13 protein-coding genes and 1 pseudogene are annotated in these 16154 nt (G+C 69.9%); 7 read left to right on the top strand and 7 right to left on the bottom strand.

Annotation, left to right across the window (positions count from 1 at the left end):
* Positions 1-45 precede the first annotated feature (45 nt).
* Positions 46-1482, bottom strand: a complete 1437-nt coding sequence (locus OGH68_RS13835; protein WP_264243928.1) for a peptidoglycan recognition protein — start codon at positions 1480-1482, stop codon at positions 46-48.
* Between the two features lie 138 nt (positions 1483-1620).
* Here OGH68_RS13835 and OGH68_RS13840 point away from each other — a divergent pair, with 138 nt between their 5' ends.
* The 4 genes from OGH68_RS13840 (at position 1621) to OGH68_RS13855 (ending at position 8330) form a co-directional block, all read left to right on the top strand.
* A complete protein-coding gene (locus OGH68_RS13840; RefSeq protein ID WP_264243931.1) occupies positions 1621-2373 on the top strand; it encodes a TIGR03089 family protein in 753 nt (250 codons plus the stop codon).
* A 184-nt stretch (positions 2374-2557) separates the two neighbouring features.
* Positions 2558-4564, top strand: coding sequence for an LCP family protein (locus OGH68_RS13845; protein ID WP_264243933.1), 2007 nt, complete (start codon positions 2558-2560; stop codon positions 4562-4564).
* A 220-nt stretch (positions 4565-4784) separates the two neighbouring features.
* Complete coding sequence (locus OGH68_RS13850) at positions 4785-6566, top strand: LCP family protein (RefSeq protein WP_264243936.1); 1782 nt, start codon at positions 4785-4787, stop codon at positions 6564-6566.
* A gap of 51 nt (positions 6567-6617) precedes the next feature.
* Positions 6618-8330, top strand: a complete 1713-nt coding sequence (locus tag OGH68_RS13855; protein WP_413470980.1) for an LCP family protein — start codon at positions 6618-6620, stop codon at positions 8328-8330.
* Between the two features lie 114 nt (positions 8331-8444).
* On the opposite strand, the gene OGH68_RS13860 is transcribed toward OGH68_RS13855, so the two are convergent.
* Entirely contained in the window at positions 8445-9461 is a 1017-nt protein-coding gene (locus OGH68_RS13860) for a glycosyltransferase family 2 protein (protein ID WP_264243939.1), read from the bottom strand.
* A gap of 62 nt (positions 9462-9523) precedes the next feature.
* Here OGH68_RS13860 and OGH68_RS13865 point away from each other — a divergent pair, with 62 nt between their 5' ends.
* A complete protein-coding gene (locus tag OGH68_RS13865) occupies positions 9524-11110 on the top strand; it encodes an LCP family protein (RefSeq protein ID WP_264243940.1) in 1587 nt (528 codons plus the stop codon).
* Between the two features lie 36 nt (positions 11111-11146).
* On the opposite strand, the gene OGH68_RS13870 is transcribed toward OGH68_RS13865, so the two are convergent.
* Positions 11147-11695 carry an acyl-CoA thioesterase gene (locus OGH68_RS13870; RefSeq protein ID WP_264243942.1) on the bottom strand — a complete coding sequence of 183 codons (549 nt, stop codon included), beginning with the start codon at positions 11693-11695 and terminating at the stop codon, positions 11147-11149.
* Positions 11696-11803: 108 nt separating this feature from the next.
* Here OGH68_RS13870 and OGH68_RS13875 point away from each other — a divergent pair, with 108 nt between their 5' ends.
* Positions 11804-13087, top strand: a complete 1284-nt coding sequence (locus OGH68_RS13875; RefSeq protein ID WP_264243944.1) for an LCP family protein — start codon at positions 11804-11806, stop codon at positions 13085-13087.
* 113 nt (positions 13088-13200) lie between these two features.
* Here OGH68_RS13875 and hemC read toward each other — a convergent pair whose 3' ends face one another.
* The 4 genes and pseudogenes from hemC to OGH68_RS13895 all read right to left on the bottom strand — a co-directional run bounded on the left by hemC (position 13201) and on the right by OGH68_RS13895 (position 15569).
* A complete protein-coding gene (gene hemC, locus OGH68_RS13880) occupies positions 13201-14133 on the bottom strand; it encodes a hydroxymethylbilane synthase (RefSeq protein ID WP_264243947.1) in 933 nt (310 codons plus the stop codon).
* Between the two features lie 17 nt (positions 14134-14150).
* Positions 14151-14372 carry a hypothetical protein gene (locus OGH68_RS13885; protein ID WP_264243949.1) on the bottom strand — a complete coding sequence of 74 codons (222 nt, stop codon included), beginning with the start codon at positions 14370-14372 and terminating at the stop codon, positions 14151-14153.
* A 145-nt stretch (positions 14373-14517) separates the two neighbouring features.
* Entirely contained in the window at positions 14518-14712 is a 195-nt protein-coding gene (locus OGH68_RS13890; RefSeq protein ID WP_264243952.1) for a DUF397 domain-containing protein, read from the bottom strand.
* A gap of 8 nt (positions 14713-14720) precedes the next feature.
* Positions 14721-15569, bottom strand: a pseudogene (locus OGH68_RS13895) (helix-turn-helix domain-containing protein).
* Positions 15570-15715: 146 nt separating this feature from the next.
* On the opposite strand from OGH68_RS13895, the gene OGH68_RS13900 reads away from it, so the two are divergent.
* On the top strand, positions 15716-16144 hold the full coding sequence (locus OGH68_RS13900) for an ATP-binding protein (RefSeq protein ID WP_264243954.1): 429 nt from the start codon (positions 15716-15718) through the stop codon (positions 16142-16144).
* Positions 16145-16154: the final 10 nt, after the last annotated feature.

The following is a 16154-nucleotide window of genomic DNA, read 5'->3' on the forward strand; positions in this document are numbered from 1 at the left end:
CCGGCCAGTTTACGAGTCGCGCCGATGGGCCCGGCCCGTCCCCGGTCAGCGGCCCTGGAACTTGGCCGAAGCCGTTCTGGCAGATCCGAGCTTCCCGTAGAGACGGTTTCCCGGACAGTCCGTGAAGAATCCGTCGCGGTGTCCGGAGATGGCGTTGAGCTCGACCTTCACGCCCTCGGCGTACTTGCCGCTGCCGGCCGAGGTGAGTGTCACCTTGCCCTTCGGATTGATCCCGTGCAGGCCCAGCTTCCACGCGGTCAGCTTGGCCACGGCTGTCACCGCCGCCTGCGGCGGATTGGAGGAACTGTACGTGCCGAGCACGGCGATTCCCGTGCTGTTCGTGTTGAAACCCAGGGTGTGCGCGCCCCGCACCGGCTTGGCCACGCCTCCTGCCCGGCCTTCGTAGATGTTTCCGCACTTGTCGACGGCGAAGTTGTAGCCGATGTCCCGCCAGCCGCTGCTCTTGGTGTGGTAGCGGTAGATACTGCGGACAACGGAGGGGGCCTGAGCGCAGGTGTAGTGGTTGCCCGTGGCGCTGTGATGCACGAACGCGGCCTTCACCGAGTCGGTGTAGACGAATTTCTTCTCCCGCCACGACTCGTCGGCTCCCCACCCCTTGCGGGTGACGATGGCCGGCCTCGGCCCGATGTACGGCTTGGCGCCTGCTGCGAGGTCGCCCATGAGCAGATCGCCGGCCGCCGCTGCCTCGGCCTCCGTGTCGGCCTGGTTGAGGGCGGGGATGAGGGTGCCGCCGAGCGGACCGCGGCCTGCGGCGGGTTCGATGCCGGGTTCTTGAGGGCTCTCGGGGCTTTCGGGGTCCTCGGGGCTCTCTGGGTTCTCGGGGCTCTCTGGGTTCTCCGGGTTCTGATTGACCGGGTCGGGGCCCGCGGCCCCGGTCTGCGTCGTGCCGGTGGACTGCCCGGTGCCCGCGGGGTCGTCACCGGGGTCGACGAGTTCGAGGCGCAGCCCCTCGGGGAGTCCGCTCGACGTGCCGTCGGCCGCGCGTACGCGTACCTCCACGCCGTCCGACGGGCCCACCCACAGCGGGGCGGTGGAGCCGCGCACCGTGCGGGCCTCGCTCTCGGCGGTGCCCGGGTCGGCCGCGTGCTCCGAGTTGTGGGTCTCGACCTGCTGCCAGTCCGACCACGTGCCGGAGCCGATGGCCCGGGTACGCACCTCGACGGTGCCTTCGAGTTCGGTGAGCGGGTCCTCCCAGACCACGCCGACGAGGGAGAACGGGTCGACTTCCTGTTCTGGGAGACCCTGTTCGCGAAGTCCTTGACCGGTGGTGCCGTGGGAGCGTTCCGACGTGTGGCGGAGCGGCTCCAGTGGCAGGGACTGGGTCGATCCGGGCACGTCCGGTGCCTGTGCGACGGCCGTGGCCGGCAGGGGCGCGGCGAGCGCGCCGGAAGCGAGCGGGAGCGGGATGACGAGCACGGTCGCGCACGCCACTCCGACGGAAGAAGCCAGGTATCCACGCATGGGATGGATCCTGGGCGGGGACGGCGGGCCGCGCTCGGCGGGAAACCTCCGAGAAACTGACGGGCCATCGGCCCGACCGGAGCACACCGTCACCCGAGCGGCCGCTCCGGCGACGGGCGTCGGCGTACGCTTGCGCGGATGAACGCCAGCGACCGTACCCCTGCCGACCTGCTGCGATCCGCGCTCGCCGCGGACCCCGCGCGCCCCTTGGTCACCTTCTACGACGATGCCACCGGTGAACGGGTCGAATTGTCCGTCGCCACCTTCGCCAATTGGGTGGCGAAGACGGCGAATCTGCTCCAGGGCGACCTCTCCGCCGCGCCCGGCGACCGGCTCGCACTGCTGCTGCCGGCGCACTGGCAGAGTGCCGTGTGGCTGCTGGCCTGCTTCTCCGTCGGGGTCGTCGCGGACGTCGGCGGTGACGCGACACGCGCGGACCTCGTGGTGGCCGGGCCCGGGCAGTTCGACGCGGGGCTCGCCTGCGGCGGCGAACGGATCGCCCTGTCCCTCGCGCCGCTGGGCCGCCGTTTCCCCACCCCGCCGGCCGGCTACGCCGACTACGCGGTCGAAGTCCCCGGCCAGGGCGACCGGTTCGCCGCCTACGCGCCGGTCGACCCGGACGAGCCCGCGCTGGTCGTCGGTGACGTGGAACTGACCGGTGCCGAACTGGTGGAGCGGGCACGGGCGGATGCGGACCGGCTCGGCCTCGGGCCGGGGTCGCGGCTGCTGTCGGGGAAGCCGTACGACTCCTGGGACGGACTGTCCGCCGGGCTGTTCGCACCGCTGGCGTCCGGCGGGTCGGTGGTCCTGTGCCGAGACCTGGGCGAGCTGTCCGAGGACGCACTGGCGAAGCGGGTCGAAAGCGAACGGGTCACCGACACGGCGGTATGACAAGCCTCGGACCTGCACTCGTGTGGCCCACAAGCGGGCCGAGCCCTACCGGCCCCGCAGCCTCGTGCGGTGGATGATCGGCGGCAAGCGTGTTTCAACGCACAACCAAGCGCCGGGTTCAGCCGTCTAGACCAGCGATCGGCGGCCCAGCGCGCCGCCGACGCCATGAAGGATGGACGCACAGGTGACGGACAAGGCCGGCACGCCGTCCGCGGGGTCCGCCGCGGCGGACAAGAACGCGGACCTCGAGCGCCCGGCCACCACCGGGCCCGCAGGGCCCGCTGCCGCAGACAAGAGCGAGGACGGAACGCCCCACGCCGTCGCGCAGGGGCCCGCGGGCACCGCTGCCGCGGACGAGGTCGGCGACACGGCCGACCCCGTCGCGCAGGGGCCCGCAGGGCCCGCTGCCGCAGACGAGAGCGAGGACGGAACGCCCGACGCCGTCGCGCAGGGGCCTGCGGGCGCAGCGCCCGCCCCCCGGACCGCCGGACCGGCCGGCACCAACCGCCCCCGCGGCAAGGGCCGTAAGGCGCGCACCGGCAAGCCCCCGCCGGGCAAGGACGACACCAGTGCGGGCCCGGGACCGGAGCGGGGCGTCCACGCCCCGAGCGCCGAACCCGACGCGCACGACGCCGACACCGACGCAGCCACCGGAGCCTACGGTGGGAGCCCCGCCGCCGAAGCCTCCGGAAAGGGCGGGCCCTCGGCACGCGAAGCCCGTGCAGTCGAGCACGAGGGCGGCGAATCCGACGGCGGCACAGGCAGCGACGGCACCGGCAGTGGCGGAGGCGTCGCCGCCGACCGAGCCGACGCAACCGGCCCCGCCGGCGAAGGACCCAGCAGCGGCGACGGAGGCACCGGTGGCAGCGCCGGCGCCGGCGCTCCCACCGCCCGAGTCCCCGGTGGCGGACGCGGCCCAGACCGCCCCGGCAGCAGCGGCCCCGGCAGGCGCGAACCCGGCGGCGGGGGCCCCGGAGCGGGCAGCCCCGGTGACACAGGCGGCCCCCGCTGGGGCGGACCCGGCAGAGGCGGGCCCGGTGGCACAGGCGGGCCCGGTGACGGCGCCGACAGGCGCCCACGGCGTCCACGGCGGTGGATGCGGTGGGCCGCGCTCGGCCTGTCGGTCGTGCTGCTCGCCGCCGCCGGTGCCGGCTGGTGGTTCTACCGCAAGCTCGACTCCAACATCACCACCGACATCAACGCCGCCGCCGAACTCAGGGCGTACGAGAAGGAACGCCCCGTCCCCGTCGCCACCGACGCGCAGAACATCCTGCTTCTCGGCTCCGACACCCGCGCCGGGGAGGGCAACAGCAAGTACGGCCGTGACGAGGGCGGCGGCGGCAGTCAGCGCTCCGACACCACGATCCTGTTGCACATCGCGGCAGACCGTAAGAGCGCCACGGCCATGTCGATCCCCCGCGACCTGGTGGTCACGATCCCGAGCTGCGGCAAGGGTGACGGCAGCCGTACCAAGGAGCGGGTCGCGCAGTTCAACTGGGCCTTCCAGTTCGGCGGGGCGGCCTGCACGATCCGTACTGTCGAGAAGTTCACCGGGATCCGCATCGACCATCACATGGTGATCGACTTCCGGGGTTTCAAGGACATGGTCGACGCCGTCGACGGCGTAGAAGTGTGTCTGAAGGAGCCGATCGACGACAAGGACGCGCGCCTGAAGCTGCCGGCCGGGCCGCAGACGCTCCATGGCGAACAGGCTCTCGGCTTCGTCCGGGCGCGCAAGACCCTGGGCAACGGCAGCGACACCGCGCGCATGGAGCGCCAGCAGCGGTTCCTGGGAGCGCTCGTCAAGAAGGTGCAGAGCAACGGCGTACTGCTCAATCCGACGCGGCTCTATCCGGTGCTCGACGCGGCGACCAAGTCGATCACCACCGATCCGGGTCTGGACTCACTCCGGGACCTTTACGACCTGACACGATCGATTCGCAGCATTCCGACGGAAAAGGTCCAATTCCTCACCGTTCCACGGCAACCTCACTCCTCGAATCCGAACCGGGACGAGCTTGTCCAGCCCGAAGCCGGCCAGTTGTTCAAGAGCCTGCGCGAGGACGCCCCGGTGACCGTCGTGCCGACCGACGAAGAGGCCACTGGGAAGCCAGAGGCGGAGGGGACCACGGGACCGAGTCCGACACCCACATTTCCCGGCACCAATGCCGCCGAAGGGATGTGTGAGTAAAGCGATGGCCAAACGGAAGCAGAGAGTGCACACGGAATGGGCGTATTGCCCGCTTATAAGGAGCGTGGAATTTGTCACGGGCGTCGCTCGACGCTGAACTGGGCGGATAGTGTGACGCGACCCGGTGCTCCCGACCCCGTGTCGCGCACTGCTGGATCGAAGACCGAGCGCCTGCCGGGGGAGGCGCCTCGCGTGGCACCGACGGAGGACTCAAGCAACCGTGGATGCGCAAAGCCGTGGGCGGGCGGACGAGATCGACCCCGCCGACCAGTGGGTACTCAACCCGCAGACGGGCAACTACGAACTGCGACTGGACCAATCCGCACCGCAGTCGGTCCCCTCGGCAAGAGGTCCGGAGTCCGGAGGAGCGGGCGCCCGCAGAGCGGGTGGGCCCGACGGCGGTCGCGTCGCCACGCAGCAGGCGACGGCCGGCTCGGGCAGCCGGCGCCGTTCGGCCGCTCCGGCCACGGAGGTCCCCAGCCAGCGCAGCCGCCGTGCCGGCGACGCGTCCGGCGGCCGTGCCGCCCAGCAGCAGGCGGGCCGGCGCAAGCGCAAGCAGGCCAAGTCGCGCAAGAAGAAGGTGCTGCTGTGGACGGGTGGCACCCTCGCGCTCGCGATGGTCGGCACCGCGACCGCCGGCTATCTCTACCTCGAGCATCTGAACTCGAACATCACGTCCGTCTCGGACGACGGCGCAGGCACCGGCGGCTTCAGCAAGGACCGGGCGATCAACATCCTGCTGATCGGCACGGACAAGCGGACCGGCGACGGCAACGAAGGCTACGGCGACAAGAACAGCGCCGGTCACGCGGACACGACCGTGCTGCTGCACGTGTCCAAGGACCGGACCAACGCGACGGCGTTGAGCATCCCGCGCGACCTGATCACCGACATCCCGGACTGCCCCACCACGCAGGAGGACGGGTCGACGAAGACCATCCCGGGCGAGGAGGACGTACGGTTCAACATCAGCCTCGGCCAGTCGGGCCGCACGCCGAGCTGCACCATGCGTACGGTCACCGAGCTCACCGGCATCAAGCCGGACCACTTCATGGTGGCCGACTTCAACGCGGTCAAGACGCTGAGCTCCGCCGTCGGCGGCGTGCCGATCTGCCTCGCCAAGGACATAAAGGACGAGAAGTCCAAACTCAACCTGCCGGCAGGTGAGTACACGCTCGAGGGCGAGGAGGCCCTCGCGTTCGTCCGCACCCGCCACGCGGTCGGTTTCGGCGGCGACCTGGACCGCATCAAGCTCCAGCAGCAGTTCCTCAGTTCGCTGATGCGCAAGCTGAAGTCGAACGACACCCTCACCAGCCCCACGAAGCTGGTGAAGCTGGCGGAGGCCGGTACGAAGGCGCTGACCGTCGACTCCAAGATCGACGACGTCTTCAAGCTCCGCGACCTCGGTCTGGAGCTGGGCAAGTTCGACATGAAGAACCTGACCTTCGCCACCGTGCCGGTCGTCGACAACCCGACGGAAAAGGTGAAGGCAACGGTCGTCCTCAACGAGGCCAAGGCCGAGCAGCTGTTCGCGATGGTCCGCGAGGACATCTCCCTCACCGAGGTCGAGGAGAAGAAGAAGGACGCCAAGAACAAGCAGAACGCCCTGCTGAAGGGCACCAGGGCCGAGGCCGCCGACGTCCGCGTCGACGTCCTCAACGGCGGTGGCCCGGACGGCGCGGCACAGAAGACTCTCAACTGGCTGCAGAACACCGAGGGCGTGCTGAAGTCCGCCAACAAGGGCAACGCGACGGCGGACGTCACCAGGACGACGCTGGAGTACGCGCCCAACCAGGCCGACCAGGCCCGCAAGCTCGCGGACCTGATGGGCCTGCCCGCTGCCGCGTTGAAGCCCGGCACCGAGGACGCGGAGGGCCTGGAGGCGATGACGCTGACGTTGGGGCCCGATTTCAAGGGCGCAGGGGTGCCCATAACGGGTCCGGCGAAGCTGCCGGACGACGTACCGCGAGTAGAAGCCGACAAAAAGATCTGCGCCGAGTGACGTCACGACGACGGCTCTCGGCGCGGGCCTGAACACAGGGGGGACCCAGGGGTGGGACGGAACGGCGTGCGTGGGGAGGGGACCCGGGAGTACGCGGCGGAACCCGGCGGTCTCGGCCGGGACGACGGACTGCGCGACGACGGAGTACACAGTGAGGCAACGGTTCGCGTCCCTCGCAGCCGCAGGGCTCCGGACGACGAGCGGAGCGCGCCGGAGGCGGCCGGCGGCGGTCACCGCCGCGGCGGCACGGGACGGCGTGCGAAGCGCGGCAAACACCGGATACTGCGCGGCATCGCGATCACGACGTCGGTGCTGGTGCTCGGCACCGCGGGTGCGGGCTATCTGTACTACGAGTACCTGAACAGCAAGCTGAAGAAGGACGACTTGACGCTCGGCAGCGCGATGCCCGACCACAAGGCGAACGCCGCCGGTCAGACGCCGCTGAACATCCTGCTGATCGGCTCGGACGCGCGGGACTCCAAGGAGAACCAGAAGCTCGGCGGGGCCAAGAAGACATTCGGCGCACCACCGCTCGCCGACGTCCAGATGCTGGTGCATCTGTCCGCGGACCGCAGCAACATCTCGGTCATCAGCATGCCCCGGGACACGCTCGTGAAGATCCCGGAGTGCACCGACCCGGACAAGCCCGAGAAGACCTATCCCGCCTCCGAAATCGCCCTCACCAACGAGTCGCTCGGCCGCGGCGGGCCGGGATGCACGGTGGCCACCTGGTACGAACTCACCGGCATCACGATCGACCACTTCATGATGATCGACTTCGCGGGTGTGGTCTCGATGGCCGACGCGATAGGCGGCGTCCCGGTCTGCGTCGAGGAGAACATCCACTCCCGCACCCGGGACGGCAAGGGCTCCGGCCTGAAGCTGGAGGCAGGCACCACCGACATCAAGGGCGAGCAGGCCCTGCAGTGGCTGCGCACCCGCTACGGCTTCGACGACGGCACCGACCTCGCCCGGGCCCACGGCCAGCACATGTACATGAACTCGATGGTCCGTACGCTGCGCAAGAACACCAAGCTCACCGACCCGAACAAGCTGCGCAAGCTCGCCGGGGCGGCCATCGACGCGCTCACCGTCGACAAGGGCATCGACACGGTCAAGGGCCTCTTCGACCTCGGCACTCAGCTCAAGAGCGTCCCGACCGCCCGCATCACGATGACCACCATGCCGAACGTCTACAGCGAGCGCCCCGGTTACAAGGGCAAGGTGGAGCCCATGCCGGGTGATGCCGAGAAGCTCTTCCGCATGGTCCGCGAGGACATCCCGCTGGACGGCAAGGGGCCGAAGAAGCCTCCGGCCAAGCCCGTCGCGTCCAAGGATCCCGCGGACGCCCCCGCGGAGATCGCGGTCATGGTGCGCAACGGCACCGGCGGCGACGGGCAGTACGCCGAACAGGGCCGTGCGACGGCCGTCACCGAGCTGCTGGCCGACAAGGGCTTCGCCCTGGCCAAGGCCGACACCACGCTCGACCCTCAGCAGACGACGGTCGTGCTGTACTCCAACGCCGAACTGGAGGGCGACGCGCAGGCGGTCGCCAAGTCCCTCGGGATTCCGGTGAGTTCGGTGAAGAGGTCCACCGACGCCACGGGTATCCAGCTGATCGTCGGAGCGGACTGGCGGCAGGGCGACACCTACCCGAAGACCTCAGCCAAGCCCGACAACAAGACCCCGGAGACCGCGAACGTCCTGCGGGGCGACAACGAGGACGAGTGCATGCCGGTGCAGCCGGGCTTCACCTGGTCGTAGCACTGACAAACGCGTCGTGGCACGCACGGACATGAGGAAGGGCCCGGTCGCCGTGACCGGGCCCTTCCTCATGTCCCTTGCCGGATGTCCCTTGCCGGATGTCCCTTGCCGGTGTCAGGCGGCAGTGGCCTTGACCGAGGGCCGACGGCTCGCGATGACCTTCTTCGCCAGCGAGCGCGGGCTGGTCAGGAAGCCGTACCCCCACGACATGTGCATCGTCGCCAGGGCCACCGGGATCTGCAGCCGCGCCTTCAGCGAGAGGCCCTTGCCCGCCGGGAGCGAGCCGGCGGTGATCGCCGCCAGGTAGCCGCCGGGGACGACGAACGCCCACGGGGTCAGCGCCACACCGGCGACGACGCCCGCGGCGATGGCGCACACGGCGGTCGGCGGGGCCAGGTAGCGCAGGTTGATCGAGCCCTGGTGGTAGCGGGCCACGACATGGCGCCAGCGGCCGTAGTCCTTGTACTGCTTGGCGAGCGCCCGCACGGACGGCCTGGGGCGGTACTGGACCTTCAGCTCCGGCGAGAACCAGATCAGTCCGCCGGCCTCACGGATACGGAAGTTCAGCTCCCAGTCCTGGGCGCGGATGAACTCCTCGTTGTAGCCGCCCTGCTGCTCCAGCGCCTCGCGGCGGAACACCCCGAGGTAGACGGTCTCCGCCGGCCCGGCCCGGCCGCCGGTGTGGAAGGCGGCGTTGCCGACGCCGATCTTCGAGGTCATCGCGGCGGCGACCGCGTCCTCCCAGGTGTTCTCGCCCTCGGCGTGCATGATGCCGCCGACGTTCTGCGCGCCGGTCTCGTCCAGCAGACGGACCGCGGTCGCGATGTAGTTCGGCGAGAGCATGCCGTGGCCGTCGACCCGCACCACGACGGGGTGGCGCGAGGCCTTGATCGCGGCGTTCAGCGCGGCGGGGGTGCGGCCGGTCGGGTTCGGCACGGTGTGGACGCGGGGGTCCTCCCGTACGAGCTCGGCGGCGATCTCGTCGGTGCGGTCCGTGGACGGTCCGAGGGCGATCACCACCTCCATCTCTCCGTCGTACTCCTGCTCGAGGATGTGGCGGACGGAGTTGCGCAGATGCCGCTCCTCGTTGAGGACCGGCATGATCACGGAGACAGCGGGCGTGGCGTTCATCGCCCGCCACGTTACCGCGAACGGGGGACCTCCCAGGCGCGGCGGCCGGTGTCGCAGATCGTATGGGCCTACGGTGCGGTGAATCCCCTGTCGTCCGCGGAGGTGTCCTCTTGCCCCCACCGCCCCGCCCACGTCCCCGCCCGCGTCCCCGCCCACGCCCGGCCCCGCAGCGCGGCGCCACCGGGCGGCCCGCCGCACGTCGGACGGCAGGGCAGGCGGGCGGGAGCGGGCGGCCGGGGCGCCGGGACGGGCGCGGCTCGCGGCCGCGCTGGGGCACGCGAATCGTGACATCCCTCTCGGTGCTGGTGCTGGGGGTCGGCGGCATCGGGCACGCCGTGGTGACCAGCCTCGACACGGGCATCAGCCGGGTCGACCCGTTCCGCGACATGAAGAACCGTCCGGAGGGCGGCCGCGGCACGAACATCCTGATCGTCGGCACCGACGGCCGGGACAAGATCACTGCGGAGGAGCGGAAGAAGTACCGCCTCGGCGGCGCGCCCTGCAACTGCACGGACACGATCATGCTGGTGCACGTCTCGCAGGACCGGGAGCGGGCCAGCGTCGTCAGTCTCCCGCGCGACAGTTACGCGGAGATCCCCGAGCACGTCGACAGCACCACCCGCGAGCGCCATGAACCGCACCCGGTGAAACTGAACGCCGCCTACGCGGAGGGCGGTCCCGCCCTGACCGTGCGGACGGTCGAGAACATGACCAAGGTGAAGATCCACCACTACCTCGAGGTCGACTTCACCAGCTTCATGAAGACGGTGGACGTCGTTGGCGGCGTGGAGGTCTGCACCGCGCGCCCCATGAAGGACTCGTACACCGGCCTCGACCTGCCGGTCGGCACTCACAAGCTGGGCGGCGGCGAGGCGCTCCAGTATGTGCGCTCACGCCATATCGACGGCGCTGCCGACCTGGGGCGGATGCAACGCCAGCAGCGCTTCCTGGCCGCTCTCGTCGACCGTGCGACCAGCGGCGGTGTGCTGCTCAACCCGGTGAAGTTCCGGAAGGTCACATCGACCGTGCTCGGCTCGGTCCGCGCCGACAAGGGCTTCGGCACCCGGGAGATGCTCGCGCTCGGCAAGGCCATGCGGGGCTTCTCGGCTGCCTCGTCCGAGTTCACGTCCGTGCCGGTCGGCGACGTCGACTTCCAGGTCAAAGGCATCGGCTCCACCGTGAAGTGGGACGACGCCAAGTCGAAGAAGCTCTTCCGGCTGCTGCGCGAGGACAAGCCCCTCACACCGCAGCGTCCAAAGCGCCCCAAGGCCACCACGGCCGCCGAGGTCGACGTCGACCCGAAGCAGATCCGGGTGCAGGTCTACAACGGGACACACATCACGGGCCTCGGCGACAAGGTCGACAAAGCGCTGCACGGCGTGGGCTTCGACACGACCCGCGTCCCGCGCAACGGCGGCAGCGGCCAGGTGAAGCACACCTATGTGACGTACGACCCACGCTGGGACCGCTCGGCGAAGTCGCTCCGGGCCGCGCTGCCGGGCGCGGAACTGCGCCCGGTGAAGGGCCAGGGCGCCACGCTGAAGGTGATGGCCGGGGAGGACTACAAGGGCGTCACAGCGGTACGGGTCCGCAAGCCGCACCGCGGGGAGTTCGGCGCGGTGACGGGGGACCAGGTCGTCTGCCCCTGACGCCGGTGCGGGGTCTCAGTGACCCCGTGCGGGGTGTCAGTCCTCCATGCCCTCGGCGGCGCGCTTCTCGCGCAGCTCCCGGATCGCCCGGCGCCTCGCCAGCCGGTGCGTACGCCGGATCTGCGCCTCCTGGTAGCGCCGCCGGTCCCGCTCCGTCTCGGGCTCGACCGGCGGTACGGCCCGGGGCTTGCCGTCCGCGTCCACTGCCGCGAAGACCAGGTACGCGCTGCCGACCTGCGTCGCCGGTGTCGACTCGTTCCAGCGCTCGGCCATGACCCGTACGCCGACCTCCATCGACGACCGGCCCGTCCAGTTGACCTGCGCCTTCACATGGACCAGGTCGCCCACCCTGACCGGCTCGAGGAACACCATCTCGTCCATCGACGCGGTGACGGCGGGCCCGCCCGAGTGCCGGCCGGCGACCGCTCCGGCGGCGTCGTCCACCAGTTTCATGATCACGCCGCCGTGCACGGTGCCGAGGAGATTCGTGTCACTGCCGGTCATGATGTGGCTCAGGGTGGTACGGGACGCCGAAGTGGGCTTGCCCGGAATTTCATCCTCCGGGCGCGGGGCCTGATCTGTCATGCCGTCCACCATATGCCTGGCCACAAATGCATCAGCTTCGCTACAGCCCTGGTGCGATTCCCCACCCACCCTGTCTGGGCGGCCGCCCTGCCCTGCACACTGTTCCGCATGAATGACTGGCCCGAGGGACGGACCGCCGACGGCGGCAACGGCGACGTACGCGGCTACGGGCGCGGCAGCGCCGGTGCACAGCCGGAGGGCGCGCGCGTGATGCGCCACGTCCAGCGACCGGCGGCGCCCCCGCGCGGCGGCGTCCCCCCGCAGCAGCGCGGTTACGACCAGGGTGGGTACGCGGAGCCCGGGTACGACAGCGGCTACAACACCGGTCAGGTCTACGGCCGCCCCGGCGGTGGCGGTGGCATCCCTCCGCAGGGCCCTCCGCACGGCGGCCCGTACCGGCAGCCCGGCCCGGCGCCCGACTGGCGGCGCAGGCTCAAGGTCGGCTCCATCGTGGTGCTCGTGGCCGTGCTCGGCACGACCATCGGCACGTACTTCTGGGCCGACTCCAAGGTGCGGCGCGAGGTCGACCTCTCCAAGGTCATCGAACGGCCGGCCGAGGGCGACTGCACCACGTATCTGATCGTCGGCTCGGACAGCCGCGAGGGCATGACCGCCGAGGACAAGAAGCGGCTCCACACCGGCAGCGCCGAAGGCAAGCGCACCGACTCGATGATGATCCTCGCGGCCTGCTCCAGCGGGAACACCATGGTGTCGCTGCCGCGTGACTCGGAGGTCGAGATACCGACGTTCGTCGGCTCCGAGTCGGGCAAGACGTTCCCGGGCAAGGGCCGCCGGGTCAAGCTCAACGCCGCGTACGCGGAGGACGGACCGGAGCTGCTGGTCCGCACGGTCGAGCACAACACGGGCCTGCGCATCGACCACTACGCCGAGATCGGCTTCGCCGGCTTCGCCGGCATCGTCGACGCGCTCGGCGGTGTCGAGATGAACATCGAGAAGGGCTTCAAGGACAAGAAGTCCGGCGCCGACTTCCAGGCCGGCAAGCAGACCCTCGACGGCGAGCAGGCGCTGGCCTTCGTCCGCACCCGCTACGCCTTCGCCGAGTCCGACCTGGCCCGCACCAAGAACCAGCAGAAGTTCCTGTCGGCGATGGCGAGCCAGGCGGCGACGCCGGGCACGATCCTCAACCCGTTCAAGCTGTACCCGGTGATGGGCGCCGGCCTGGACACCCTGATCGTCGACAAGGACATGTCCCTGTTCGACCTGGGCGAGATGTTCTTCGCCATGAAGGGCGTCACGGACGGCGAGGGCACGTCGATGAACATGCCGACCTCGGGCAGCAACGGCGGCAACCTCGTCTGGGACAAGGCGAAGGTGCAGCAGTTGGTGAAGCAGATTCAGAACGACGAGAAGGTCACCGTCTCCGACAAGTGACGGCCCGACTGCGGTACGCGCGCCCCGACTGTTCGCGGGGCGCGCGTACTCGGTTCGGCTCCCGGACCGGACACGTTTTTGCGTCGCAGAGCGCGCCGGCCCGAGCGTGTGGGTCAGTGAGCGATGCTGTCGATCACATCTCGGGCGCCCTGCCGGAGAAGGGCGACAGCGACTGATGTGCCGAGCGTCGCCGGGTCGAGGCGACCCGCCCATTCGTGGGCGTTGAGCACGGTCTTGCCGTCCGCGGAGAACACGCAGGCCCTCAGCGACAGTTCCCCGCCACGCTCGACGCGTGCGAATCCGGCGATGGGGCTGTTGCAGTGGCCCTGAAGGACGTGGAGGAGCATCCGCTCGGCCTGGGTCTCGCGATACGCGTCAGGGTCGCCGAGCGGGCTGACGGTGTCGATCAGCTCCGTGTCGCCCTCACGGCACTGGAGGGCGAGGACGCCGGCGCCGATGGGCGGCATCATCGTCTCGGTCGAAAGGATCTCGGTGATGACGTCGGTACGGCCGATGCGCTCCAGCCCGGCGACGGCAAGAAGCAGCGCGTCGGCATCGCCGTTCGCCAGCTTCTCCATACGCCGGTTCGCGTTGCCCCGGATCGGGACGCACTCCAGATGGGGATGCGAGGCCGCGAGTTGGGCGATCCGGCGTACGGACGAGGTTCCGATCCGCGTACCGGCAGGCAGCTGGTCGAGGGTGAGCCCGCCAGGGTGGATGAGGGCGTCGCGGATGTCGTCGCGCTTGAGGAAGGCTGCGAACATCGTGCCGGCCGGAAGGGGCCGGTCGGCGGGAATGTCCTTGACGCAGTGGACGGCGAGGTCGGCCTCTCCGGCGAGGAGGGCGGCGTCGACCTCCTTGGTGAACGCGCCTTTCCCCTCGACCTGGGAAAGGTCGCCCATCCACTTGTCGCCGGTCGTCTTGACAGGCAGCACGGTGGTCTCCGTGCCGGGGTGGAGCGTGGCCAGCTCGGCGCGGACACGTTCCACCTGCGCGAGAGCCATCGGCGAGTCTCTGGAGACGATACGAATCAGATCAACCGGCATGGGGGCACGATAGTCCCTCAGATACGTGCGGCCACCACCAGCCCGGAGGCCCAGTTCATCGGCGTGGCATGCCAGTTGGGCACGTCGGGCAGTCGTTCGAGGAACGCGTCGACCCTCGGGCGGTGGTCCTCGGGCCATGTGACCTGCGGGAGCATGTCGTCGACGACATAGAGCGCGCCGGGCCTGAGGAGGGCGAGGAGATCGGGGGTCGGCGCTTCCCGCTCAGTGAGGATGGTCATGCGGACGAGTAGATACCGACATGACGTCGGTAACCAGAGGCGCGAGGGGACTCGCGGGGCGCGAACACCGAAACTGTCCGCCGGGCGCAACACCGGCGCCCCAGCCCCTGCGGTACGCGCGGGGGCCGGGGCCGCGTACCGCAGGTCAGCTGCCGGACGCGTACGTCACGAAGTCCGCCCATGCGGTGGGGGTGAAGCCGAGCTCGGGACCGGGCACGTTCTTGGAGTCGCGCACGTGGAGCGCGCCGGGTGCGACCGCGACCTCGACGCACTCGGGCCCGTCGTTGCTGCTGTAGCTGCTCTTGAACCAGTCCAGCGCGGAACCGTCTCCGTCTGACATCTTGCGGATCATCTCTCTCCCAGCACCTTTTCGACGAAGGCCAGAGACTCCCGTGGGGTGAGAGCCTGAGCCCGGATGATTCCGTACCGCAGCTCGATGATCCGGACCTCCTTGGGATCGGAGATCAAGCGATTCGACAGCTGGCCTTCCCAGTGTGCCACCGCCGTACCGTCGTCGAACTTCAGCAGTTGGAACTGGCCGCCCATCCCCGCATGGTCCTCCCGGTCGGTCGGCATCACCTGGATCTCCACATGCCTCAATCGGCCGACTTCCAGGAGGTGTTCGAGCTGGCGGCGCGCAACCATTCTGCCCCCGAGAGGGCGCGTGACCGTCACCTCTTCCAGGACGAACGTCAGCATCGTGAGCGGCTCCCGCTCGAAGATCTACTGCCGCCCCACCCGGCCTGCCACATGCCGGTCGATCTGGTCGGCGCTGTACGACGGCCGTCGCATCTCGTACAGCGCGCGGGCGTACTCCTCCGTCTGCAACAGCCCATGCAGGTTGTGATTGCTGTACGCGCCGAGCTCGACCGCGTCACGCTCCAGCTTCGCCAGGTCACGGACCTTCTTCGGGTACCTCGCCTCCGCGACGTCCTTCTTCATCGCGGCCAGCTTGCCGCCCGCGCCCAGCACTTCGTCCGCCCTGTCCAGGAACTCCGGCTTGGGGATGCGCTTGCCCGCCTCGACCTTGTAGACCTGGTTCTCGCCGTAGCCGATCGCCGCGCCCAGCTCCGCCGCGCGCATGCCCGCCGCCTCGCGCCACAGGCGGACCTGCCTGCCGACGGCCGCGATGACCGCGCCCGAGTCGTCGTCCTCCAGGTCGATGTCCTGGTCCGGTTCCTCCGTGCCCTCCGCCATACGAAACCCGCCCTTCCGCCCATACCTGTACCGCGACTTGCCGACGTCGTACCGGATGGACAGGTCCGTACACCGCAAGGGACAGTCACTGTCCGTACATGCGTCGCTCTGTTCAGCGTAAGCGTGAACCGGCCACGCTGAGTGACGTGAATCAGGAAATCACTCGAACTGAACCTTCCGCTCCTGCTCGCCAATTCACCGTGCTGCTCTCCCCCACGCGCCGGGGTGCCAGACTCGCGCGGCTGCTCACAGCCGCCCAACTGGGCTCCTGGGGGCTGCCGTCGGAGTCGGCCGCGCAGATCGTCGCCGAGCTGGCGACCAACGCGGCGGTCCACGGCCGCGTACCCGGCAGGGACTTCCGGCTGGAACTCGCCGTCGAGGACGGCGGCAAGCGGCTACGGATCGCGGTCACCGACACCCGTGGTGACCGCCTGCCGCGCGCCGCCGCCCACCCCACCGCCGACTCCGAGTCGGGGCGCGGTCTCTTGATCGTCGAAGCACTCGCCGACCGGTGGGGCGTGGCGCTCGGGCCGGTGCCCCGGAAGACCGTCTGGGCCGAGCTGGATCTCGCGTAGTGACTGGTGG

It is taken from the genome of Streptomyces peucetius (assembly GCF_025854275.1).
In the GTDB taxonomy this organism is placed as follows: Bacteria; Actinomycetota; Actinomycetes; order Streptomycetales; family Streptomycetaceae; genus Streptomyces; species Streptomyces peucetius_A.